21 protein-coding genes and 1 tRNA gene are annotated in these 22,551 nt (G+C 63.1%); 12 read left to right on the top strand and 10 right to left on the bottom strand.

Annotation, left to right across the window (positions count from 1 at the left end; translation table 11 throughout):
• Positions 1-735, top strand: a complete 735-nt coding sequence (locus ACQR1E_RS07060; RefSeq protein ID WP_316224595.1) for a hypothetical protein — start codon at positions 1-3, stop codon at positions 733-735.
• A 364-nt stretch (positions 736-1,099) separates the two neighbouring features.
• Here ACQR1E_RS07060 and ACQR1E_RS07055 read toward each other — a convergent pair whose 3' ends face one another.
• Together ACQR1E_RS07055 and traA are read right to left on the bottom strand one after the other, a co-directional pair.
• Positions 1,100-1,315 carry a helix-turn-helix transcriptional regulator gene (locus ACQR1E_RS07055; RefSeq protein ID WP_316224594.1) on the bottom strand — a complete coding sequence of 72 codons (216 nt, stop codon included), beginning with the start codon at positions 1,313-1,315 and terminating at the stop codon, positions 1,100-1,102.
• Positions 1,316-1,443: 128 nt separating this feature from the next.
• Positions 1,444-4,425: a Ti-type conjugative transfer relaxase TraA gene (gene traA, locus ACQR1E_RS07050; protein ID WP_434896848.1), complete on the bottom strand. Its 2,982-nt coding sequence runs from the start codon at positions 4,423-4,425 to the stop codon at positions 1,444-1,446.
• A gap of 171 nt (positions 4,426-4,596) precedes the next feature.
• On the opposite strand from traA, the gene ACQR1E_RS07045 reads away from it, so the two are divergent.
• From ACQR1E_RS07045 to ACQR1E_RS07000, 10 genes are all read left to right on the top strand, one after another.
• Positions 4,597-4,923 (top strand): conjugal transfer protein TraD, encoded by a 327-nt coding sequence (locus tag ACQR1E_RS07045; RefSeq protein WP_316224592.1) that lies wholly within the window; start codon positions 4,597-4,599, stop codon positions 4,921-4,923.
• 1 nt (position 4,924) lies between these two features.
• Complete coding sequence (locus ACQR1E_RS07040) at positions 4,925-5,182, top strand: conjugal transfer protein TraD (protein WP_316224591.1); 258 nt, start codon at positions 4,925-4,927, stop codon at positions 5,180-5,182.
• 71 nt (positions 5,183-5,253) lie between these two features.
• Positions 5,254-5,472, top strand: coding sequence for a hypothetical protein (locus ACQR1E_RS07035; RefSeq protein WP_316224590.1), 219 nt, complete (start codon positions 5,254-5,256; stop codon positions 5,470-5,472).
• A 103-nt stretch (positions 5,473-5,575) separates the two neighbouring features.
• Complete coding sequence (locus tag ACQR1E_RS07030) at positions 5,576-6,358, top strand: DNA-binding response regulator (protein ID WP_316224589.1); 783 nt, start codon at positions 5,576-5,578, stop codon at positions 6,356-6,358.
• Positions 6,355-6,912, top strand: coding sequence for a hypothetical protein (locus ACQR1E_RS07025; RefSeq protein ID WP_316224588.1), 558 nt, complete (start codon positions 6,355-6,357; stop codon positions 6,910-6,912). The genes ACQR1E_RS07030 and ACQR1E_RS07025 overlap by 4 nt, the downstream gene beginning before the upstream one ends.
• Positions 6,913-6,914: 2 nt before the next feature.
• Complete coding sequence (locus ACQR1E_RS07020; RefSeq protein ID WP_316224587.1) at positions 6,915-10,310, top strand: UvrD-helicase domain-containing protein; 3,396 nt, start codon at positions 6,915-6,917, stop codon at positions 10,308-10,310.
• Positions 10,311-10,384: 74 nt separating this feature from the next.
• Positions 10,385-10,792, top strand: coding sequence for a multiubiquitin domain-containing protein (locus ACQR1E_RS07015; RefSeq protein ID WP_316224586.1), 408 nt, complete (start codon positions 10,385-10,387; stop codon positions 10,790-10,792).
• On the top strand, positions 10,767-11,942 hold the full coding sequence (locus ACQR1E_RS07010) for a ThiF family adenylyltransferase (protein WP_316224585.1): 1,176 nt from the start codon (positions 10,767-10,769) through the stop codon (positions 11,940-11,942). Before ACQR1E_RS07015 ends, ACQR1E_RS07010 begins: the two co-directional genes overlap by 26 nt.
• Positions 11,939-12,388 carry a DUF6527 family protein gene (locus tag ACQR1E_RS07005; RefSeq protein ID WP_316224584.1) on the top strand — a complete coding sequence of 150 codons (450 nt, stop codon included), beginning with the start codon at positions 11,939-11,941 and terminating at the stop codon, positions 12,386-12,388. Before ACQR1E_RS07010 ends, ACQR1E_RS07005 begins: the two co-directional genes overlap by 4 nt.
• An 81-nt stretch (positions 12,389-12,469) precedes the next feature.
• Complete coding sequence (locus ACQR1E_RS07000) at positions 12,470-14,047, top strand: DUF2235 domain-containing protein (RefSeq protein ID WP_316235472.1); 1,578 nt, start codon at positions 12,470-12,472, stop codon at positions 14,045-14,047.
• Between the two features lie 295 nt (positions 14,048-14,342).
• Here ACQR1E_RS07000 and ACQR1E_RS06995 read toward each other — a convergent pair whose 3' ends face one another.
• From ACQR1E_RS06995 to ACQR1E_RS06975, 5 genes are all read right to left on the bottom strand, one after another.
• Positions 14,343-14,975: a hypothetical protein gene (locus tag ACQR1E_RS06995; RefSeq protein ID WP_434896847.1), complete on the bottom strand. Its 633-nt coding sequence runs from the start codon at positions 14,973-14,975 to the stop codon at positions 14,343-14,345.
• Positions 14,976-15,432: 457 nt separating this feature from the next.
• Positions 15,433-15,948 (bottom strand): RES family NAD+ phosphorylase, encoded by a 516-nt coding sequence (locus tag ACQR1E_RS06990; RefSeq protein ID WP_316224580.1) that lies wholly within the window; start codon positions 15,946-15,948, stop codon positions 15,433-15,435.
• An 88-nt stretch (positions 15,949-16,036) separates the two neighbouring features.
• Positions 16,037-16,744 (bottom strand): hypothetical protein, encoded by a 708-nt coding sequence (locus ACQR1E_RS06985; RefSeq protein WP_316224579.1) that lies wholly within the window; start codon positions 16,742-16,744, stop codon positions 16,037-16,039.
• Between the two features lie 288 nt (positions 16,745-17,032).
• Positions 17,033-17,212 carry a hypothetical protein gene (locus ACQR1E_RS06980; RefSeq protein ID WP_316224578.1) on the bottom strand — a complete coding sequence of 60 codons (180 nt, stop codon included), beginning with the start codon at positions 17,210-17,212 and terminating at the stop codon, positions 17,033-17,035.
• Between the two features lie 54 nt (positions 17,213-17,266).
• Positions 17,267-17,752, bottom strand: coding sequence for a hypothetical protein (locus ACQR1E_RS06975; protein ID WP_316224577.1), 486 nt, complete (start codon positions 17,750-17,752; stop codon positions 17,267-17,269).
• 180 nt (positions 17,753-17,932) lie between these two features.
• Here ACQR1E_RS06975 and ACQR1E_RS06970 point away from each other — a divergent pair, with 180 nt between their 5' ends.
• The gene (locus tag ACQR1E_RS06970; RefSeq protein ID WP_015670204.1) at positions 17,933-18,169 is read left to right on the top strand and encodes a helix-turn-helix domain-containing protein; all 237 of its coding nucleotides are present in this window, start codon (positions 17,933-17,935) and stop codon (positions 18,167-18,169) included.
• Between the two features lie 198 nt (positions 18,170-18,367).
• Here the strand turns inward: ACQR1E_RS06970 and ACQR1E_RS06965 are convergent.
• The 3 genes from ACQR1E_RS06965 to ACQR1E_RS06955 form a co-directional block, all read right to left on the bottom strand.
• A tRNA-Arg gene (locus ACQR1E_RS06965) sits at positions 18,368-18,444 on the bottom strand.
• A 310-nt stretch (positions 18,445-18,754) separates the two neighbouring features.
• Entirely contained in the window at positions 18,755-19,159 is a 405-nt protein-coding gene (locus ACQR1E_RS06960) for a YccF domain-containing protein (RefSeq protein ID WP_315715111.1), read from the bottom strand.
• A gap of 145 nt (positions 19,160-19,304) precedes the next feature.
• Complete coding sequence (locus ACQR1E_RS06955) at positions 19,305-22,406, bottom strand: bifunctional diguanylate cyclase/phosphodiesterase (RefSeq protein WP_315825575.1); 3,102 nt, start codon at positions 22,404-22,406, stop codon at positions 19,305-19,307.
• Between the last annotated feature and the right edge of the window lie 145 nt (positions 22,407-22,551).

Below are 22,551 nucleotides of genomic sequence, written 5' to 3'. Positions count from 1 at the left end.
ATGAGCATTTCGGGAATGGTGTTTCCTCGCGATGTCGCGTGCATCGACGCAGGTTCAGAATGCGTACTTTTGCAGAGCGTGGATGTCGCAGCGGGCATTGGCGATCGTTTCCACGATAGCCTCATCGCGCCCGCCCGCGATGTCGCCTACTTCGTCGCGCGTGCCGCAGCTGTCGAGATTGTTTCGCTAGGCATCGTGATCCGGTCGTTCGCGATCGGTGTATCACGACCGCTTGCCGAAATGGCGGAAGTCTTCGACGGCGTCAAGCTTCTGACCGCGGAGCTTGGCGCGGAGAGCGCGATTGTCGCGTCTGGCGAAAATTATTTCTCTGCAGTGAACTCATCTATCACGATTTCCGCTATTGGCTACGGACGGGCGTCTCAGCTCATTAATCGCCGGATCAAGCCTGGCGACTTTGCATATCTGCTGGGAGAAGGATATCCCGGCAAAGCTCTGCGTGTTGGGGCGCCCGATGTTCTGCCGATCGGGCAACTGACGAAGCACCTGTCCCGAAGGAGTTTGCGGCAGGTGGTCCCTGTTGGATCAAGGGGCGTCCAGTACGATTTGAACGAGATCGTCGATTGTTTTGGCGTGACGCTCGGCGATCCTGATGATCTATGGAGACGTCCTGGGGGGCCAGGGCTCCAGTTTCTCGTGGTTTCGTCCGAAGAGATCGCTGATCGCAGGCTGCACTTCATCGGCAGGTTCGAACGCGCTAAAGACGAGTCCGCCTGATCTAATGGTGTTCATCAATCCATCGTTCCGCGTGTGGGGATGACCGCACCGCGGTGCGTGCACCGGTACATCCAGATGATAACCGCTTGATGAGTCATAGCCGAAACAGCCCCACGAATTTGGCTTCCTAGGCCTTTCTATCCGCTCCGAAATATTCCATCTGGCGCGACGACCCCAAAGTCGGCCCCTCGACCGAAGGGCCTCTTGATAATTGAAATTGCTAACTCTTCTACTTGGCGCGGGGGGTGGAGCAGCCCGGTAGCTCGTCAGGTTCAAACCCTATCTGTCGACTAAGTTAGCGAAGATATGCCCATCGCGGATAGTTCACCATCAGCGGTTTGTTTTTCCCTACAGCCGTGAGCTTCTATTTGTCGCCAGACTTCATCCTCGTCGGACGCCATATGACCGGATCTGCGATCCAGCGGTTGATGTCGGATTCGTGCCAGCCGGTTCCGTTGGTGCTGATCTTGAGCTGAGCCGGGAACGTGCCCTCGGCGATCTTGCGGTATATGGTGGACCGGGACAGCCCGGTCCTGGCGAGGACGGTTTTCAACCTGATGATACGGTCTGGTTCGCGCATGGCCGTGATGCCCTTCGCTGGTCGCTTCTGAGGTGTTGTGAGACCAGAGAGGCCAAACAGATGCAGGCGGACAATAGGAGTTCGCACGTAGCCAGGCGTGGCGTAGAGTCGGCGGCAAACGGGATGGGTCAAATTCCAAGGCCTCGGCCTCTGCCGAGATCGATTCCATGGACGAAGGCCAGATCCTGGCCGAGCCGGCGGCCTGATTCGAATACAATGCCGAGATCTTTCTTGCGTTCGGCGAGGATGGATTCCAGCTGCGGGTCGCGTGCGAGGCTTTTCGCCATTTCGCCCATCGCGGACCGCGTGGCCTTGTAGCCGGACATGTCGCCGGCTTCATACTGGCGCCGGCTGGTATGGTCGAGCTTCTGCCAACGCTCCACGAAGCGGTCGGCGCGACGGCCTGGATCAATGCGGAATTCGGTCTCGATCTGGAGCGCTCGGATGACGGCGTTGAGGCGCCCGCCGGCAGCTTCGCGGGCGAGTTCCGGGTTCTTCCTGTAAGCGGCTTCAGCATCTTGGGAGCCAAAGGGGCGCACTTCCTCGAAGGCTTGACGCGCCTTTTGCAGCTCTTTCACCTGTTCGCTACTCGCTCGGTTGCCCGTCTCCTGCGCCGCGAGGATCGCATCTACCGCGCGGGCATGGCGCACCAGCGCCCGTGTTCGGACGCGACGAGCGTCCGCTTCGGGATCTTCGCGCCGCTCGGCTGCCGGACCGCTGCTTTCCCTTTCCGGCTTTGCCTGTTCCGGCCTCCGTCCGCTATCCGGTCCGGCCACATCAGCCGGAGAGCGCAGGCCGTCGAAGATGTCGCGCAGCCTCTCGGGCATGATCTTGCGCACGATCTCGGCTACGCGATCGCGGAAGGTGATCCCACGCCGCTCGGCGTAGCTCTGGAGCGGATCGACGCGCTCGTAATCCGAGGCCATGTCCTTGGCCCGATCGCGGGAGAGGGTGCGGGTGAGCCGGTCCGCATTGGCAAAATCGTCGCGACCATAATGCAGGTCCACCCCGTTGCGATGCCGCGACAAGGCGACATAGCTGCTGTGGGCATCCATGCCGGGCGTCGCCAGGACATGGACGCGGTCGACGGTCATGCCCTGCGCCTTGTGGATCGTCGCCGCATAGCCATGGTCGATCCGGTTGTAGTCCTTGAGGTCGAAGCGCACGGATCGGCCATCGTCGACCTGCAAGGTCATGGATTGCGCGCTGACCTCTTCGACGGTCCCAAGCGTGCCATTCTTCACGCCCAGCCCGCGCTCGTTCTGCAGGAACATGACGCGGTCTCCGCTGGCGAAGTCTCTTGCCCCGCGCTCGACCGCTACTCGCACCTCTTCGCCGAGATCGCCAGCGGCCCGCATCCGCTCGCGCGCTGCCTCGTTCAGCACCCGGACCTCGTCATTGGTGTGGGTGAGGATGATCCGGCTTCGATCCGGCGATGCCTGCCGGTCACGGTCCCAGCCCTCGATCAGATCCCCTCGCGCCTGCTCGCGGGTCTGGGCCTCGTGCACCAAGCCGTGGGCGCGATAAGCTCCGAGCGCGTCGCCCACTTTGCCTGTCGCTAGATCGCGCGTGGCGTCGCGCTGCCAGTCCTCCCGCTGACGGCGCACGTCGCCGATTTCCGCCCCGCCATGACGCTCATGGATCGAGCGGAAGGCGGCCCCAGCTTCGATCGCCTGCAGCTGCTGCGGATCGCCGACCAGCACCACTTTGGCGCCAGCATCCGCCGCATGCGACAACACACGCTCGAGCTGGCGCGTGCCGACCATCCCCGCCTCGTCGAGAACAAGCACATCGCTCGATTTAAGCAGATCACGGCCCTGTCCCCAGCCGTGCTCCAGGCTGGCGATTGTGCGCGACGCAATGCCCGATCCGCTTTCGAGGTTTTCGGCTGCAATGCCGGACAGCGCCACGCCACGGACCTCGAAGCCTGCCGCTTCCCACGTCTCCCGCGCCACCCCCAGCATCGCGCTCTTTCCCGTCCCGGCATGGCCGACCACGACGCTGAGATCGCGTCTGTTCGTGACATGCGCTACTGCTTCAGCCTGCTCGGGCGAAAGCACCAAGCCGCGCGCTTCCGCGCGCGCCAAAGCTACCCTGCGCTCCGCATCTCGCACCTCATGGCGCTCCCGTTCCGCCATCAGTTTAGCGGCAAGGTGCAGACGCTGTTCAGTCTCGATCATTCCGCGGGTGGTGAACCGATCCTCGCCGCGACCGTCCTTGCCGAGTTCGACCAGCTCCGGCGCTCCCTGCATTGCGCCCACCACCTCATTGAACTGGTCGAGCCCGTCGCTGTGCCGGTGCGCGAACTTCGCCAGATCGCGGCGTGTGAATGTCGATTGCTGCTGGGTGATGGCGTCCAGCCCAATGATGGGATCGGTGATGATCCGCGCGCCATTGTCGCGCGCGATCTCGCGGTGCATCTCGGCGCGGTCGGCCTCGCCGCCTTCCCCTGCGATGCCCCGAAGCTCGATCCGTTTGGCGGGCGCGCCGATTTGGCTTTGCGGCTCCAGCACAATGCCCTGGGCTTCCAGACTGCGATGGTCGATCCTGGCGTCGATGTCGAGCTCTGCCAGCCGCTCGTTGGCAATCTCCGCCCAGCGTTCGCGCCAGCGCTCGACCATCTCCGTGCGATTCCAGTCCCGGACCTTCCGGCCAAAGCCGTTCTCGTCTACCGCGCGCATGGTGAGCATCACATGTGCATGAGGCTTGGGCAGGCCGTCCTCGGCCCTGTCCCAATGCACATTGAGATCGGCAACCATACCTACACCGACGAACTCGCCGCGAACGAAGTCACGAGCCAGCTCGATGCCCTGTGCCTCAGTCAGTTCTCGCGGAAGGGCGAACTCGACCTCACGAGCCAGCTGCGCGTCCTTCCGGACTTCGAACGCCTCGACATCGTTCCAAAGCCGCTCGCGGTCACTCCATGCCTCCGGCGCATTTTCCGGCAACATCACCTCGGAGTGAACGACGCCGCGCTTGGCGGAAAAATCCTGATCACGGCCCAGGCGCTCGTCACGCAACCGCGAGCCGGAGCGGTAAGCCGCCGATGCCACCGCGCTACTCCCGGCCTTCCGGCCAATGACCTTGACGTGAAAATGATAGATCGCCATCGCAGGCAGATCACTGGCACAGCGAAGCGCACGTCGGAACGACGTATAAGCGCGCCCTCCCTCGAAAAATTCTCGGGAGGGACTACCCCGTCTCAGGCTGTCCTGACAACCTTACAGCATTGTGCCGGTCGCCTAGCTATCATTTCTCCATCGACACTCATGGAGACGACGATGCGCAAACCAAGGGATTCTGATGCAGACCTAAAGGCACTCGAGGACAAGGCGCGAGGCCTGAAAACTCGCAAGGTGCGTCAGCTCGGCGAATTGGTTATCGCCACCGGGGCTGACACACTCACCGCTGAAGAACTGGCGGGCGCGCTGATCGTGCTTGCAGAAACGAAAGAGGCCGGAAAGAGGGAGGCTTGGCCCAGGCGTGGGGCCGCCTTTTTTCGAAGCCGGTCGCGACCAAATGCGCCAGCAACTGAACGCAACTTGGACGGCCCTTCGGCGCAACCGGGCGGCTCGCAACCAGCATCAGGCCGCAAGGGCGCGGCATGACATGCGCACGTGGCAAGTCGAGCGCCGCAAGCGCACGCGGCACCTCATCGAACTCGGCGGTCTCGTCGTTAAGTCTGGTATGGTAGAGCTGACCGGCGGTAATCGCGCCACGATCTTGGGCGCACTACTCTGCATCGCCGACAAGCTGAGCGGCGACGAGGGCGATAAAGCACGAGAGCTCGGGACAGCGAAGGGAATAAAGGAATTCGCTGCGACCCATACGCACATCGTCTCACGCCGCAGAACCGGGCATGACTGATGCGCAACGCGGAAACTCCATTATTTGCGGCGTTCCCCCGGGTTGGCCAATGCTAAAGCAACCGGACGTACATGGCCAAGGCAGCGAAGAAGACCGAAACGGAGTCCACAAGGCGCGATGGCCGCAAGGCGATGTTGACCCACATGAAGCCGGAGTTGATCAGAGAGGTGAAACGGGCCGCCGAGGCCGCCGACCAGAAGGCCTGGCAGTTCATCGAGAAGGGCGTCGAACGGGCGCTGAAGGCGAAGAGGGTGACGGCGGGCGCGCCATCGTCATGTCTTAGAAGATGAATTGCCACCGCTTCGCCGAACGGCCAAGGATTCAGGGTTCTCAGAATCGTATCTTTCCCCTAGGTTGAGCTGTGCTGAATGTCGCAACCCGCAGAGAACCTATTTGCCGCCCCCGCTCCGAAAGCGAAGACTCGACGGATCGCTCTACTACCGCCCTGATGAGGTCGAGGCGCAGCTCGCCGCCTTGGAGAAGCTGTCTCGCGACGATCTGCTGGCGAGATGCCGGATCGCGGACGCCTCAAGCCCGGATTACGTGCTCACCGAGTGCGTTCTGCATTTCCTGCGGGCCAGCCATCGGGACAACGGCCAGGCCCGCTTCGCCGCTCTGTACAGAATCCTCCTCGAGCGCGCGACCCGCCGCCTGCCGCGATCGGGCAACGAACGCCACCTCTCGTCGAGCCGGGCCGAGGTCAACGAGCTGGTGCTACATCGTCTCGACGTCCTCATTTCCGCCGACCGGGAAGCGTATTCGGAGCAGCTCGACTTCTTCGAGATCCGGTTCGACGGCGCCATCGCCAAGCTCCGCACCGACGCGCTGAGGAAGGTCGGGCGTCAGCAGAAACGTGATGTTCCCCTTCATGACGAAGAGACCGGAGAGCTGTCGGCCGACGTGGTCGAGGCGATCGGGAACTACAACCCGTTCGAGACCGAAAAAATCGAAGACCGGGATTACCGGAAGAGGTTGGACGGTGCGATTGACTCTCTGCCACCCCTACAGCAGAGGATCGTCCAAATGCTCCGCAAGGAAGTCCCTATCGATTCGACCAGCGACCCCTACGCCGTGACCATCTCGAAGACGCTGGGCAAGGTCGAGAAGACGATCAGAAGCAATCGCAACAAGGCCTTCGCCGTTCTGAGACGCATTCTGGAAGGAGATCAGCGATGAAATCCGTCCCGCTCGAAGAAGAAGTGCTGGACGCGTTCGCCGCCGAACCGAGCCACGATGCCGCGACCTTCCAGAGGTATCTGAGGGATTACCCGCAGTTCGCGGACGCCCTCATCGACCTTTCGCGCGAGCTGTCCCGCGAAATCGCGCAGGAAGAGCCTTTCTCCGGGCGGGAGACTGCCTGGATCGACGAAGCCGTGCGCAGATATTCCGGAGATCCGACCCCCGCCCCTTTCGCGGTGCCGACGGTTGAGCGACAGCGCGCGGCCGCGAAGGAGCTGCGTGTCCCGCGGCAGGTCATCACGGTGATCCTCGAGCGCAAGGTCGCGATCGAGACGGCTTCGTTGCGCACCCGTCGGCGATTGGCGATTCTGTTCGATGCGACCCTCGATGGCCTCGTTCAGTGGCTTTCGGGGCCGCAGCTGTCCGCCTTGCGGAGCCACAAGGCGGACACCCGGCCGTCGATCGGCGAGAAGATCAGTCTCGAACAGGCGCTGCGCGAGGCCAAGGTTTCGGAGGATGTCATCTCCGATCTGGTGTCGGAGGTAGACTGAAAGTGGACGCGGTCGAACTCGCAAGACAGAGGGCGGCCGACCTTCACCGGAAGGCTGTGGAGCTCGGCGGCGACCCTTGGCGTCCCTACGACTTCGCGGTGGCGGAGGCCAACCGGCGAGGCTTCGATGTCGAAGCGGCGTCTCCGGGCGCGGCCGTCCTCGAAGGAGGCCGGGCGACCCTCGTCCCTGCGGGTAACCTGATCGTTCACGAGGACTCCGGAAGCCCGTTCGATCAAGCCTTCCTGGTGCTGCACGAAATCGCGCATGCGGAACTGGGAGATGCCGCCGCCGACGAAGGGGCGGTCGAAATCGATCCGGCGCGCCCCGCGGAACCTTCGCCGACCGGCGTCGATCGCGTCGTCGATTATGGGCGGCGACAGCGGCGCGAGGTCCAGATGGACCTGTTCGCGAGGGAATTCCTTCTTCCTCGACCGGTAGCGAAGAAGCTGCATCTCGACGACGGAATTACGGCTTCGGAAATCGCCAAGCGTCTGGGCGCGCCTTTCGACGTGGTGGCGCAGCAACTCCTCGATGCGGTCCTCCTGCCGGCGATCGATCTTCCGCCGGAAAAGAGCGAGGCCGACAGATCCCTCAACAAGGAGCAGGCGGATGCCGCAGCCCATCGCGGCGAGGCCTACATGCTCGAGGCCGGTCCGGGCACCGGAAAGACGCAGACGCTGACCGCCAGGATCGAGTCGCTGCTGGCCGACGGGGTCGATCCGCGCCGCATCCTCGTCCTAACCTTTTCGAACAAGGCCGCAGGTGAAATGGCGGGCCGGCTGGCGTGCAAGCGTCCGATGGAGGCCTCGGCGATGTGGATCGGCACGTTCCACGCATTCGGCCTCGACATCATCCGCCGCTTTCACGTGGAGCTTGGGCTACCGCCCGACCCTCGGCTCATAGACAAGACCGAGGCGGTGGAGCTGATCGAAAACGAGTTTCCCAAGCTGGGGCTGCTGCACTACCGCAACCTGTACGATCCGACGCAGAAGATCGCCGATATTCTCGCGGCGATCTCGCGGGCCAAGGACGAGGTGGTCGATGCTGAAGAGTACGGCCGCCTGGCACAGGCGATGCGGGACAGCGCTCTCGCGGCGCGGATCGAGGAGGCCGACAAGGCGCTGGAAGTCGCGAAGGTCTATCGGTGCTACGAAACGCTGAAGCAGAACGCGCAATGCGTGGACTTCGGCGACCTCGTTTCCTTGCCGGTCCGCCTTCTGGAACAGAACGCCGCCGTTCGGGAGCATCTACGACAGGCGTACGACCACGTGCTGGTGGACGAATATCAGGACGTGAACCGGAGCAGCGTCCTGCTTCTGAAGGCGCTTTGCGGTGACGGCCGCAATCTCTGGGTCGTCGGTGACGCCAAGCAATCGATCTACCGCTTCCGCGGCGCGTCTTCGTTCAACATGCGGCGCTTCGGCCGAGAGGATTTCCCCGGCGGCAAGCGAGGCCGCCTGAAGAAGAACTACCGATCGACGCCGGAGATCGTCGATGTGTGCTCGCTGTTCGCGAGGCAGATGATCGCCGGCGGCGCGGATTCGTCCCTGATCGCGACCCGCAAGTCGGTCGGTGTTGCACCGGAATTCCGCACCGTGACCACGGCGGATCGGCAGCCTGCGGCCCTGGCCGATGCCATCAGCGCGATGACGACTCTCGGCTACGCCTTTTCGGATCAGGCGGTGCTGTGCACGGGCAACGAGAAATTGTCCGAGACCGGACGGGAACTCGAGCGGCTCGGCATTCCGGTGCTGTTTCTCGGGAGCCTGTTCGAACGCCCCGAGGTCAAGGATCTGCTGGCTTTCCTGTCCCTCCTGACCGATCGCAGGTCGATGGGTCTGCTGCGAATCGGATGCTGGCCCGAGTTCGCGATGACCATGGCCGACGTCGCGGCGCTGCTCGGCGCGTTGCGCGAGGACAAGTGGGAGCCGTTGTCGGGACTGCGGGATGCCACGGTCTTGAGCGGCGTGTCGGCGCAGGGTAGCGAAGCCGTGTCGAGACTGACGACGGCGCTCGACGGTTTCGAGAGCAAGTCCCCTCCATGGGATGTTTTGGCCGGACTTCTCCTTGATCGAACGCGGATCGCGGCGCGCCTAGCTGTCTCACCGACGGTCGCCGATCGCACGGCGGCCATCGCGATCTGGCAGTTCATGAATTTCGTCCGGGTTCAGCCCGCTGCGCTGGGCTTGCCGATCCGCCGGCTGCTGGATCGTGTCCGAAGACTGCTCCGCCTGGGAGACGACCGGGATCTGCGCCAATTGCCGGCCGCAGCGCAAGGCATCGACGCCGTGCGACTGATGACGATCCACGGCTCGAAAGGTCTGGAGTTCGGCGTCGTTCATCTGCCGGGAATGAACGTCAACACGCTGCCGCGCACGGCTGCGCCGCCTCCCTGTCTGCCCCCGGACGGAATGATCGAGGGGGCGTCGGGCACCGCGCTCGATATCTTCCGAGCGGGACAGGTCGAGGAGCAGGAGTGTCTATTCTACGTGGCATTGTCGCGGGCTGAGGAGCGGCTCTTCGTCTACGCGGCGACCCAAAACGCGCGAGGACACCGTCGCGAGCCTTCGGAATTCGTCGATCGCATCGCGCTCGTCGCGCGACATCTCGACGATCTGGCCGACTGCCCCGCACCTCCGGAAAAGTTGCCCATCCCGATAGAGATCGACGGCGTCGTCACGGTGAGCGGCTTCCAGATCGGTCTCTACGAGTCGTGCCAACGCCGCTTCTTCTACACGCATGTCCTGAACGTCGGCGGTCGCCGAACCCCGACGCCGTTCCTGCAATTGCACGAGGCGGTCCGCGCCGTCTTCAAGGAGATCGTTTCGCGGGGAGGTCCGGCTCCGAACGACAGCCAACTCGCGGGCCTTTTCGATCAGGCCTTTGCGGAGCGGAAGTTGAACGAGCACGGTTACGCCCAGGAATTCCGCGCGATGGCGTCGGACATGATCAGCTACTTCCTGGCTCAGCGCGCCGGTCTCGCCGCGACCGCGCCGGTCCCGTTGCGATTTTCCATCGACGCCGGCGAAATCGTCGTCACGCCGGACGACGTGCTGGTGCTGAAGGGCGGAATGCGGTCGTTCCGCAGAATCCAGACCGGCCACTACAGGGAAGACGACGTCAAGGAGATCGAGGCCGGGGCGTTCGCCATCGCCGTGCGGGCGAACTCGCCCGGTGCCGCCGTGCAGGTGCAGCATCTGTCCGATCACGAAACGTCCGACATCTCGTTCACGGAGAAGTCTCTGAAAACAAAAAGAAAACACCTCGAGGACGCGCTCTCCGGCATTCGCGCCGGCGCGTTTGCGCCGAACGTCTCCGTCTATACCTGCCCGAACTGCCCGGCCTTCTTCGTCTGTGGGCCGGTGCCGGCCGGCTCCTTCAGAAAAAAGTTCGCCTGAGATTACCGGTCTAGGTTTGCCGCACCGATTAGTGGGGTGAGGGCCGCAAGGCTCACCCAACCGATAGGTGCAACATGACCATGGACGACCCCTCTTCCCCGCCGGAGCACGGTAATCCGGCGGAACGTGCTCTGGAACACATCCACCACGCCGAACAGGACCTCGAAAAGGCCCACCAGCAGGAGCAGCGCGCCGAGCATGAGCTGGCCGACGCGGAACACGAACTCGAGGAAGCGCTCCATCCGCGCGAGTCCGAGATCGTCGTGAACGCGCGCAAGCGCACCGTGAAGGGCGACATCGTCAGCTTCGAGGAGATCGTGCAGATCGCCTTTCCCGGCTCGCACGATCCCGACGTGGCGTTCTCGATGACGTATCGCCACGCGGCATCGGATCCGCACGCCGGCGAGCTCGGCCCCGGCGGCCACGTCAAGGTCAAGAAAGAGGGGACGATCTTCAATGTCACAAAAACCATTCGATCGTAACCCCGACCTCCGCAAGCTGCGCGAGGACGGCTACCCGGTGCGGATCCGCGGCGGCCTCCTCGTGATGGAGGTGCCGTACGTCGACGCGAAGGGCGAGGTCAGGCTTGGGCGCCTGATCTCGTCCCTCACCTTGGCCGGCGACGTCACCCAGCGCCCCGATACGCACGTGGTGCAGTGGGACGGCGACTATCCGTGCGACAAGAACGGCAAGGAAATCGAAGCGCTGCGTCATACCAACGCCGTGGTCGATCTCGGCAACGGGCTGACGGCCCGGTTTTCCTTTTCCTGCAAGCCGCCCGAGGGCTACCCGGACTACCACGCCAAGATGACGACCTACGCCGGCGTCATCGCCGGCCCGGCGGCCGTGGTCAAACCGGAGCTCAAGCTTCGCTCCTACGCGGCGCCCGAGCCCGAGGACGACACCGTCTTCAACTACACCGAGACTGCGTCCGATCGCGTCGGCATCGGCGCCTTGACGGCGCTGCTCAAGAACGAGCGGGTGGTGTTCATTGGCCTCGGCGGCACCGGCGCCTACGCCTTCGACCTGGTCGCGAAAACACCGGTCGCCGAGATCCGGGCTATCGACAGCGACGACTTCCTGACGCACAACGCCTTCCGGACCCCCGGCGCCGCATCGCTCGACGAGCTGCGTCAGGTGCAGAAGAAGGTCCACTACCTCGCTGGCATCTATTCCAAGATGCACAGGAACATCGTTCCCTACCCGGTCGCGCTGGATCGGAGCAATCTTCACCTGCTCGACGGCGCGACCTTCGCCTTCATCAGCATGGATGCGGGAGAGCCGAAGAAGCTCGCAGTGCAGAAGTGCGAGGAGATGGGCATTCCCTTCGTCGACGTCGGCATGGGTCTCGAGTTGGTCGACGGATCGCTCGGCGGCATCCTGCGGGTGACCGCGAGCACGCCCGACATGAGGGCGCACGTGCACGGCGGCCGCATCTCGTTCGGTAGCGCCGGCGACGAGAACGACCTGTACGCCACCAATATCCAGGTGGCTGACCTGAACGCGCTCAACGCGGCGATGGCAGTCGTGAAGTGGAAGAAGATCCGCGGCTTCTATCGCGACCTGGAGCGGGAGCATCACTCCACCTACACGACCGACGGCAATATGCTGCTGAACGGTGACCGGTCATGATCAGGACCAGGCAGCTTAGACACCGCTTCGTCGAGACAATGCCCGACAGCATCGACCCCGGCGTGCTGTACCTGTCGATGGAGTATGCGACGGCGACTCATCGGTGCTGCTGCGGCTGCGGCGAGGAGGTCGTCACGCCGTTCAGTCCGGCGCAGTGGCAGATGTCGTTCGACGGAGATGCGGTCTCGCTGCACCCCTCGATCGGCAACTGGAATCTCCGCTGCCGCTCCCACTACGTGATCAGCGCAGGCCGGGTGATCGAGGCGCCGCAGTGGACGAAGGCACAGATTGAAGCCGGGCGCCGCCGCGACAAGGAAGCGCGCACGAAGTACCTCACCGGCACGCCCGTTGTGGCTGGCGTTTCCGTGCCAGGCGAGAAGCGGGGCAAACCGTCGTGGCTCGATCGGTTGATGGCCAGACTGAAGTCTGTCTTCACGGAGCTCTGACGAACGATACCGCCGACCGGACGCGAAACGCGGACGGTCGGCGAACCTGTGAACCGTCGATCCGACCGATTGGAGTGAATGATGGCGAAGAACGTGGTGATCTACTCGGACGGCACCGGCCAGGCCGGCGGCTTTCGCTTCGACGAGGCGCGCACGAACGTCTACAAGATGTACCGAGCGAGCCGCTGCGGCCCCGACTCGACCATCGATCCGCGCGAACAGGTCGCGTTCTACGACCCCGGCCTCGGCTCGCAGGCCGACGGCGCCAACATCTTCGGCAAGGCGCTGCGCTGGGTCCACAACACGGTGGCCCAGGCGACAGGCTTCGGCATCACGCGCAACCTGATCGACTGCTACGCCGCACTCATCCAGTTGTGGCGTCCCGGCGACCGCATCTTCATGATCGGATTTTCGAGGGGCGCGTACACCGTGCGCTGCCTGGCCGGCATCGTCGCGCGCTGCGGAATTCCGACGCATGCCGCCGACGATGCGAAGACTCCACTCAAGCTCGACGACGCGTCCGCGCGCGAACTCGCCGCCGAAGCGGTCAAGCACGTGTACCAGTTCACCGAGCCGAGGAAGATCGACAAGGCCACCGCGCGCCAGAAGTTCCTGCTCGAGACGCGCGAGCGTATCGCGCGCGCCTTCCGGCGGCGCTACGGATCGGCTGCCGCGGCCGTCCCGGACGACGCCAACGTCTATCCGTACTTCGTCGGCGTCTATGACACTGTCGCCGCGCTCGGCAACCTCCCGACCTTCCTGCTTTTCGCCGGCATCTTCGTCGCCGGCGTTGCCGTCTTCGCCGCCGTGATCCAGGCGCTGATCGGCTTCCTGCCCGCGGACAGCTTCTTCGCGCGCTTCACTTTCGGTGTCGTGTTCGGCGGCGTCATCGCGCTCGCGGCCCTGACCGCGTTGGCGGTCTACGTCTACACGCATCTGAAGTGGGACTTCTCGGTTGAGGGCTACGGTTGGGGCGACAAGCTGCGCACTGTCCACCTCAACGAACTGTGGATGCAATTCTACGACACCGAACTCAGCGCGAAGGTCAGCTATGCCAGGCACGCGATCTCGATCGACGAGAACAGGAAGGATTTCGCGCGCGTCGGGTGGTCCAGCCCGCGCGGTGCCGCGAAGGATGCTACCGGCCTGCAGTGGTTCGAGCAGGTCTGGTTCGCCGGCGACCACGCCGATGTCGGCGGCGGTTATCCGGAGAACGAGTCGCGGCTCTCGGACATAGCACTCGATTGGATGACGCGCTGGGCGGCGGCGGTCCCCGACGGTCTGAAGTTCGACCACAGCGTCTTGCGCGTGTGGCCGCATCCGGAGGGGCCGCAGCACGACGAGGTCGCTGCCGGCTTCGGCTCCATCCCGCGCTGGACTGGCATCACCTGGACCAAGAAGGGCCGTGACCTGCCCGACGCCGGCCTTCACGGCATAATCCACGGAAGCGTCTACCGGCGTTTCGATGCCGAAGCGGTCCGCCTGTTCGACGGATTCGGCAGATACCGCCCGACCGCTCTGGAGCGGCACGAAGACTTCGCGCGCTTCTGGCTCGCCGGCGCGAAATTTCCGGCCGATTCGTACGACCGTCAGAAGAACTTGGCCGGCGAGCCGCCTCGATTCACGGATGATGCACGTACCAACGGACAGGAGGTCTGAAGCGATGAAATGCGAAGTCGAGTTTTTGGCGGTCGGCGACACAGCAAAGCGGGCGACGCCATCGTCATCCGCTATGGCGAGCCGCACGACTACAAGCTGATGCTGGTGGACGGCGGTCACGGACAGACCGGCCGGTCAGCAACCCGCGCAGCCCGTCGAAAGGGTCATGGAGTGTCGGAGCCGAGGTGTCGTGTTCGTCTTGATTCCGAAGCACCCTGACATCGGAGTGGCCCGCGACACCAAGCAAGGCTCGACCGTAAGGCGGAGGCCGTCGCACACAAGGTCGTTGACACGGTCAAGCGGGCACTGGGCGAGCGAGGCCTCGGCTGCGCTTCTCCTCCTCCTCGATTGCCTTCTCGGCGAGATCCCGAAAGTCGCGGAAGGTCTTCAGCAGCACCTCGGCGTGATCCATGAAGCGTTTGAACTTCCAGTAATCGAACGCCTCGGCGACGACGTCGGTGCCGTTCTCCAACATCTTCGAATGCCAAAGCACGTGCGGCATGCCCTCTGGCGGGTCGGCTTTCTCGCCGGGAGAGTCGCCGCCGTAGCGCACCATCCAGCAGCCGTGCGCGATCAGGTTTCGCTCCTGCCGCATCTTGTCGAGCGCGTTCCACGTCGGCTGGATGTCGAGCTTGAGGTGCTCCTCGACGACACCCTTCACGAACTTGATGTTTTCGTGCGCCTTCTCCTTGGCGATCTGCAGCCTCCGTTTGTAGTCGGCCTGCTCGAGCACCCAGATGCACTCGATGATCGCGTTGTCGATGCGGGAAAAGATTACGACGGCGTCGGCGATCGCCAATCGCAGACGGACTGGTAAATCGAGCGACCAAGCTTCCTCGGGCTTCGCCATCCGCGACGGCGGACGCGCCTTCGGCGGCGTCTGCTTCGGCCCGTTTTTCTTCTTCGCCATAATGCCCTGCCGGATCAATGCGATGCGTGCGGTACTCGCCGTTCACATCCAAATGATGGCAAAAGGCCTGGTTTTGCGCTACTCCTGATGGCGACCGGATTACCGACCCGGAGTGCCGCGGCCACGACAAAAGCCGACCTATCTCGTTAGCCGGACAACGCATCGTCCCGGACGACTTGTGACCGAAAGCCATAAAGAATGACAGGCATCGCGCGGTGCCGAAAACCACGAAACCAGCTTGGTCCAAGCCCTCCAACGAGAAAGGAGTGTCGCTATGCACCTAAGCATTTCGATAGATCCACGTGTGGCCATGGCCATCGTGTATCTCGTAGCAACTACCCTCTAATAAGGAGGGGGGCCCGCACATCCGGCCGGTGTGCGGGCTCAGTTGTTTCAGGACTGCTGCTCGACATCCGGCATTCCGTCGAACGCTGTTCTGCGATCGCGCTCTTGGAGATCCGCGGCGGATGCTACGTCAGACGATCGCGAGATCGAGATCGTCGAGGATGGCGGCAAGCTCCGCACGGCAATCCACTAGAAGCGGCGCAGCGATTGCCTTCAGCTTCGGGAGCGCGCGCGCGTAGAGCGCGATGCAGCGCTCCTCGTTCAGGCGCGAAGGGTAAAGCACCCCATCCGGCGTTTCTGGATGATCGTGAAATGCGGCTGACCATCGTTGGGCCAAGGATTGATCCCGGGCACCTACGACGTCTGAGGGTATGCCCATCCGGAGCGGACCATCGCCAGTAAGATCGACCAGTATCAAAGGTTCCACTGGTACAATGCTTGCTAATGATCGTTTTTCGATCTCGTCGTAGGAAACTACGCAGGTAGCGCCACGACCGTCGGCGCGGTCCCGAAGGATCGTCTCGACAAAGGCAACCTTCGCGCTCGATCCAAGATAGACCACTCCAAATGCCTTTCCGGTCGGATCGCTGAAACGATTTAGGCCCGGTCCGTAGCCAAGAGGATCCGGAAATCGGGTTTCGTACATGCGCCTCCAGGTCGACCCGACCTGGATCGTCGCGGTCACCAGGGGCCGGGTTGTGAACGACGGATCGGGCAGCACGGGCCTCGTCATGTCAGCTAAACACGCCGCTCACTTGATTTCGGGCGACGTCCAGAACGGCCTTCTCTTCGCCGGCCTGCAGAGCATCCAGCGCGGTACGTCCGTCGAGTTCCGTGTGAGCGGTACGCAGAAAGCGGTAGACGGTCCAAGGCTGACCCAGCATCTTAAACAGGCTGGACAAACCAGGCAAAAGCTGTCCTTCGTCCGTCACCTGCCAGGCGGGGTACCTCACCGCGCGCGTCGCGGCTTGTAGTCCGAGCACCTCGCCCCGACGGCGCTTGACGTTGACAGTTTCGTGGGAAGCCCCGATCAGCGACCCGAATTCGCTCGCCGTGAGCATGTCGTTGCCCTTCAGTATCTCGGCTACCTTCGCTTCGCCCCGCTTCTTCGCCGCGTTGAGCGCCGCGTCGAGCGCATCCGGCTTTGCCACCGGCTCGGCGTCGCCCTCGGGCGTGATGCGGACAGTATAGTCGACGGCGCGACCCGCTCGCGCCGCCTTTTCGGCGACGTCGGCGTATCCAGCCAGAAGCTTGCCGAAAACTCGCTTCTTCCCCTTTCCGATCACCTTCATGATTACGTCGGAAACCGGCAGCTTGATTTCGTGTTTTCCGATCCTGAGGATTGCAACCTCACCCGTCGCCGGGTTCCGGACGAGGCGACTACGGCCGCGCTTCTTCTTCCCGATGTGAGGCGATGGATTCTGTCTACGAGTTTGGGCCATTGGGGATCTCCGTTGCTTTAGATGATGCTAACCTCCACTTCTGTCAAGTTCATCAGTTCTATCAGGTTAATCAAGCCCCAACCCGGTAATCTTCAAACGGCCCGATATTGATCGAGAAAGACGGTTTTTCAGGCCAACGAGGTGGTACACAGCAGCGGTCGTAAGCCGTCGCCGCCTTTTTCAGCGAGACCTTATTCCACCGTAGTTTTGGAGCTTCCGCGGACGGAAGTTGGGAATCCCTCCCTCTCCTCCAGGCTCGAAAGCCGTCCGCAACGCACCAACAGTCCCTCAGTTTTGATCATCGAGGCGTGCTCCCAAACGACGCTGCTTGATGTCTGTTTCGAGTTCGGCGGTGCGTTCGATCATGCTGTGGACGATCGTTTCACGGTCGCGTTGGGTTAGTCCGCGGATACCATGTTCTCGCAACTCCTCTTCGAGGATCGCGGCCATGATCGAAACTATGCTCATTCGCTCCAATCCTTCCATCGAAAGTTGAACGGCAGCAAGATCTGTACGGGGCGACTATTTCTCTTCCTTGGAGTTCGACCCCAAGGAGAATGATATGGAGGCCACGTCGCACACCGCTTCAATCAAGGAACGAGCCGCCCGAGCATCCCAGTCGATCTCGTCAATCGGCGCAGCCCAGAGTTCGGAATTGACGTAGGCTGCATGACGAGCTTTTACGCCCAGACCAGCTATAGTTCGTGCCGGTGTGGCCATAATGGCCTGCTCTATGGGCGCTAGACCAGCGAGCATGGTTTCAATTCGTTCGAGATGGTCTGTCGAGGCCGGATCGTACAAGGCTCGTATCTTGGCAATAGCCTCTTCGAGCTGCCTGCCCAACACGATCAAGCCTAAATCGTCGTCGGTTGCCTTGAACCGTATGTTGGCGAGGTCTGAAGTTGAGCGTCTAGAAGCGTTGTTAGGATTGTCGCCATCGCAGCGGCCAGAGTGAGAACCGACCTTGGCCTGAGACTTGTAAGACGGTTGAGACGAGGGGGTCTTCATTGCTCAGGCATCCTCATTGGACGGCAACATATGCACCCGGAAATTGCGCGGACGGCTCAGTTCGAAAATCTCGCGGCTATCCACATGAGATTTCATTCTCATACGGGTGAATAATACCCTTAAGAGGTGCATTTATAACCTTATAGTGGCGCTTTTGCTAGGGGTGTCGATGGTGATCTCATGATCACCTCTCGACAAATTCGGGCTGCTAGAGCGTTGCTTGGCTGGTCCCAGCAGCAACTCGCGGACAAGGCGATCGTGTCCCTGAACGCCGTTGCCAGGCTCGAGGGCGGTGTTGTGGATTCTCGGATAAGTACGGTGCAAGCTGTTCAGGACGCTTTGGTCAAAGCCGGCATAGAATTTCTCGATGCGGACCAAAAAGGCGAGGGTGTGAGGCTCAAGAGCCCCAAGGCTTAACCAGCCCCAAATCTATGCGCCCCACTTGCCTCGATCGACGGCGTCAGGGAACCCAGGTTCGCAACTCGAGCAAATCAATTGGCTTCTAACGACCAAACGCAACCGGGCGATGGCGCCTTTTGCTGAACGCAAATCTGATGAGCAATTGGGGGATGTACTTCGGGCTCTTCCCGGCTCCCGAGAGAGCTATCCAGTGGGTGGCGCACCCGACACGATTCGAACGTGTGGCCTTCGCCTTCGGAGGGCGACGCTCTATCCAGCTGAGCTACGGGTGCCTGCCTGCTTACGCAGTGCTTACGCGGAAACTTCGTGGCTGTGAAGCGATCCGCGCTGATTTACTAAGTCTTTGAAATTTCTATCTCTTTTTAGTCTCACGCTTCCGCAAAACGGCTTGACATCTGCCTTCGGAGGGCAACGCTCTATCCAGCTGAGCTACGGGTGCGTACGGCAAATCGTTTAGCCGATTGCCTGGGCGACGGCAACGGCCTTGGATGCTCCCCGGACCAGGCGGACGGGCCGCTCGCGCCGCGAGGCGCGGGGGCAGTTCGGCGGGGTGCGCGGCCGGACCGCTCCCGCCGACCCGCCTCACGCCGGCACGATGGTCTTGCCGATCGGCCACAGCGCCAGCCCGGCGAGCTTCAGATGGGCCCAGGCGAAGGGCAGGCCGACGATGCTTACCGCGAGCACGATTGCGGTCAGGAGGTGGCCGAGCGCCAGCCACCAGCCGGCCAGTACGAACCAGATGATGTTGCCGAGCAGCCCGAGAACGCCGGTTCCGACGTCTTCCATGCCGGTGAGCTGGTCGCGGCGGACGGCGCGCGAGCCGAACGGCAGCAGCGTATAGGCGGCGATGTTGAATGCGGCGCGGGACCAGGGCAGCCCGACGATCGTGATCGCCATGACGACCGCGGCGACCAGCCAGCCGAACGCCATGTAGGCGCCGCCGCACAGGATCCAGAGGATGTTCAGAAGCATGGAAACCGGCTGCATGACGACCTGCCAACTCCGTTGTTGCCGCTCCGGATATAGGAACGCGGCGCCAAGGCCGGTAGCGGGCCGGTCGTCGAAATCTGCGTGGCCTCGCGCCGCAGGCTCGGCCGGGGCGGCCAGGCGTTGACGGCGCCGCAAAGCCGGCTCAGCCGGCGGCCTGCAAGCTCCCTGCCGCCGCTTCTGGACCGAACAGCTTGCGCAGCTCGGCCGCCGGCTTCGGGGCGCTGAACAGGTAGCCCTGCATCTCCGTGCAGCCGAGCTGGCGCAGCGCCGTCTGCTGCGCCCCGGTCTCGACGCCCTCGGCCGTGGTCGTCATGTTGCTGGCGGTGGCGATGCTCACCACCGCCTGGACGATCGCCGACGAGCTGCCGGCGCCGATGTCGCTGACGAAGCAGCGGTCGATCTTGATCTTGTCGAACGGAAACCGCTTCAGATAACTCAGCGACGAATAGCCGGTGCCGAAATCGTCGAGTGCGATACGCACGCCCATGTCGTGCAACTGGTGCAGGATGCCGAGCGCGACGTCGTCGTCGCTGATCAGCACCGCCTCGGTGATCTCGACCTCGAGCCGTTCGGGCGCAAGACCGGCCGCCGACAGCGCGCCTGCGATCCGCAGCGCCAGGGTCGGCGATTTGAGCTGCACCGGCGAGACGTTCACGGCGATGCGGATGCCGGCGGGCCAATGCGCGGCCTCGGCGCAGGCGGTGCGCAACACCCAGTCGCCGATCTCGTTGATGAGCCCGGTGTCCTCGGCGAGCGGAATGAAGTCGAGCGGCGGCACCATCCCTCGCTCCGGATGACGCCAGCGCAACAGCGCCTCGCAGCCGGTCATGACGTTCTCGCTGAAGCCGAGCAGCGGCTGGTAATGCAGCTCGAACTGGCCTTCGGTGATCGCCCGGCGCAGGTCCTGCTGCAACTGCAGCCGCGCGCGCGCGGTTTCATCCATCGCGGGCTCGAAGAAACGGAAAGTGCGGCGGCCGCCGGCCTTGGCGGCATACATTGCGAGGTCGGCATTCTTGGTCAGCTGGTCGCGCTCGACGCCGTCATGGGGCGCCAGCGCGATGCCGATGCTGGCATCGGTCGACAATTGGTGGCCCAGGCATTTATAGGGCTTGCGGATCGCGTCGAGGATCTCCTTCACGGCCACGATGACCTCGTCCCGGTCCGCGACGGTGGTCAGCAGCACCGCGAATTCGTCGCCGCCGAGCCGGGCCACCATATCCTCCGGCGCGAGACAGCTCTCGATGCGCCGCGCGATCGTCTTCAACAGCTCGTCGCCGACATGATGGCCGAGCGAATCGTTGATGCCCTTGAACTCGTCGACATCGATATAGAGCAGCGCGAAGAAGGTGCCGTGGCGCGCGCGTTCCAGCTCCTCGTCGATGCGCTCCTGGAACAGCACGCGGTTCGGCAGCTCGGTCAACGCGTCGAAATGCGCGAGATGGGCGATCTTCTCGTCGGCCAGCCGCCGCTCCGTGGTGTCCTCGATCACGTTGATCAGATAGCGCGGCCGCTGCGCATCATCCGCGATGGCGATGCGCCGTGACGTGATGTAACGCAATCCCAGCCCCGGACTCTGCCAGGGATGTTCGGCGAGAAACAGCCCGTCCGACTGCTCCAGAGCCCGGTCGTCGTCCGCGGTCACCTTTTCCGCGACCGGTCGCGGCAGCAGGTCGAACGCCGTCTTGCCGACGATGTCCTCGCGCGGCACGCCGAAGCGCTGCTCGGTCGACTGGTTGACCAGTACATAGCGCCGGTCGCGGACGTCCTTGACCATGATGTGCGACGGGATGTGGTCGATGATCTCGCGCAGGAATGCGTAGTTGCGGTCGCGCTCCTGCTCGAGCCTGCGATGCTCGCTGATGTCCTCGATCGTCGTGACCCATCCGCCCGAGGCCAGCGGCTTGTCGATGATGTTGAAGAAGCGGCCGGCTCCGCCCTCCGCGATCATCTGCGACGTGCCGCCTGCCGCGGCTCTGTCGATGATGTCGGCGCAGAAGTCGGTCACGTCGCCGTTGAAGGATCCGCGCGCCTTGCAGTGCGCGATGACCTCGCTGAGGTGGGCGCCGGGCCTGATCACGTCCGTGGACAGGCCGAGCAGGTCGATGAAGCGCTGATTGAACATCACGACGCATGCGTTCGCGTCGAACGAGATCAGCCCCTGCGTCATGTTGTCCAGCGCAGTCTCGACCCTTTGCTTCTCGGTCTCCAGTTGACGCGTTGCCGCACGCCCCTGTCGCACGATCTGCCGGATCATCAGGGTGAACGTCACGGCGATGACGGCGATCGCAAGCACCGCCGCACCCACGATCAGCACCATCTGCGATCGCCAGTCCGCGAGCGCATCGTCGACCGGCCTATTGGCCGAGATGACGAGCGGAAAGCGCCCGATCCTGGAAGCCGACGCGATCTTCTCCAGGTTGTCGACGGAGCTCGTGAGCAGGGTCGTGCGCAGGCCACTCTCGGCGACCCCCTTCAGCAACTCGTCGTTCCCTATCCTGGCGCCCATCAGGGATTCGGCGTGCGGGTAGCGCGCCAGCACGGCGCCGTCGGAATGGACCAGCATGATCGACGAGCCCTTCCCGAGAGCCATCGATTCCAGGAACGTCTCGTAGGTGTGCGGATCCACGCGGCGGGTCAGCAAGCCAAGGAATTCCCCGTTGGCGCCGTTCAGGCGATGCGCGACGATGGTCGCCCAGCCGCCGGTGACGCGGCTCATGACCGGCAGGATCACGAAGCTGTCCGGCCGCGATGCCGATTGCAGGTCCTTGAAGTAGGAGCGGTCCGCGACGTTGATGGGCGGCAGTGGGTCGCTGGACGACCAGTTCACGAAATTGCCGTCGACGTCGACGATCGTGAGGTCTCCCATATAGGACAGGCCGCTGACCTGAGAGCGCAGCATCTCGCTGATCTCGGGTCTTGCCATCTCGGACCGGAACGCCTCCGGCGAACCGATCGACTCGAGCTGCATGCGGCGGATCGCATGCGAAACCGCGGTCTCGGCGTCTTCGAATTGCTGCGCGAAATGCCGGCTCAACAGCAGTACGGTGTTTTCGAGTTCGCGCTCGTTGTTGGCGATCGCACGCGCCCGAAAACCGCTGGCCATGACGATCGTCCCGATGACGATGGCTGCGATCAGAAGCGCTCCGCACGCGATCAGCCATGGCACCGGACCGCGCCAGAGGGACGTGCCAATCCATTCCGGCTCGCTACCGCCGGTCCCTGACGTGTCTGCTGCGCCTTGCATGCCTTGATCGACCCGGGAGGAAATGACTTGTTGCAAGCTCGCTTGATAACAAGGCACTGGTGCCGGTCCGGTTAGGAAATGCGGTTAGCCGTCGCTTAAGCGCGCGTCGAAACTTCGCGGCAAACGATAATTTCCGCATGTGGAT

The sequence above is a fragment of the Bradyrhizobium sp. HKCCYLRH1030 genome (genome assembly GCF_051168395.1).
GTDB lineage: Bacteria > Pseudomonadota > Alphaproteobacteria > Rhizobiales > Xanthobacteraceae > Bradyrhizobium.
The sequence above is the reverse complement of the archived record's forward strand: the minus strand, read 5'-3'. Positions and strand labels throughout refer to the sequence as shown.

Coding starts and splice junctions, on each gene's coding strand:
- ACQR1E_RS07060 (WP_316224595.1), top strand. CDS start 1: ATGAGCATTTCGGGAATGGTGTTTCCTCGCGATGTCGCGTGCATCGAC.
- ACQR1E_RS07055 (WP_316224594.1), bottom strand. CDS start 1,315: ATGCGCGAACCAGACCGTATCATCAGGTTGAAAACCGTCCTCGCCAGG.
- traA (WP_434896848.1), bottom strand. CDS start 4,425: ATGGCGATCTATCATTTTCACGTCAAGGTCATTGGCCGGAAGGCCGGG.
- ACQR1E_RS07045 (WP_316224592.1), top strand. CDS start 4,597: ATGCGCAAACCAAGGGATTCTGATGCAGACCTAAAGGCACTCGAGGAC.
- ACQR1E_RS07040 (WP_316224591.1), top strand. CDS start 4,925: ATGCGCACGTGGCAAGTCGAGCGCCGCAAGCGCACGCGGCACCTCATC.
- ACQR1E_RS07035 (WP_316224590.1), top strand. CDS start 5,254: ATGGCCAAGGCAGCGAAGAAGACCGAAACGGAGTCCACAAGGCGCGAT.
- ACQR1E_RS07025 (WP_316224588.1), top strand. CDS start 6,355: ATGAAATCCGTCCCGCTCGAAGAAGAAGTGCTGGACGCGTTCGCCGCC.
- ACQR1E_RS07015 (WP_316224586.1), top strand. CDS start 10,385: ATGACCATGGACGACCCCTCTTCCCCGCCGGAGCACGGTAATCCGGCG.
- ACQR1E_RS07010 (WP_316224585.1), top strand. CDS start 10,767: ATGTCACAAAAACCATTCGATCGTAACCCCGACCTCCGCAAGCTGCGC.
- ACQR1E_RS07005 (WP_316224584.1), top strand. CDS start 11,939: ATGATCAGGACCAGGCAGCTTAGACACCGCTTCGTCGAGACAATGCCC.
- ACQR1E_RS07000 (WP_316235472.1), top strand. CDS start 12,470: ATGGCGAAGAACGTGGTGATCTACTCGGACGGCACCGGCCAGGCCGGC.
- ACQR1E_RS06990 (WP_316224580.1), bottom strand. CDS start 15,948: ATGTACGAAACCCGATTTCCGGATCCTCTTGGCTACGGACCGGGCCTA.
- ACQR1E_RS06985 (WP_316224579.1), bottom strand. CDS start 16,744: ATGGCCCAAACTCGTAGACAGAATCCATCGCCTCACATCGGGAAGAAG.
- ACQR1E_RS06980 (WP_316224578.1), bottom strand. CDS start 17,212: ATGAGCATAGTTTCGATCATGGCCGCGATCCTCGAAGAGGAGTTGCGA.
- ACQR1E_RS06975 (WP_316224577.1), bottom strand. CDS start 17,752: ATGAAGACCCCCTCGTCTCAACCGTCTTACAAGTCTCAGGCCAAGGTC.
- ACQR1E_RS06970 (WP_015670204.1), top strand. CDS start 17,933: ATGATCACCTCTCGACAAATTCGGGCTGCTAGAGCGTTGCTTGGCTGG.
- ACQR1E_RS06960 (WP_315715111.1), bottom strand. CDS start 19,159: ATGCAGCCGGTTTCCATGCTTCTGAACATCCTCTGGATCCTGTGCGGC.
- ACQR1E_RS06955 (WP_315825575.1), bottom strand. CDS start 22,406: ATGCAAGGCGCAGCAGACACGTCAGGGACCGGCGGTAGCGAGCCGGAA.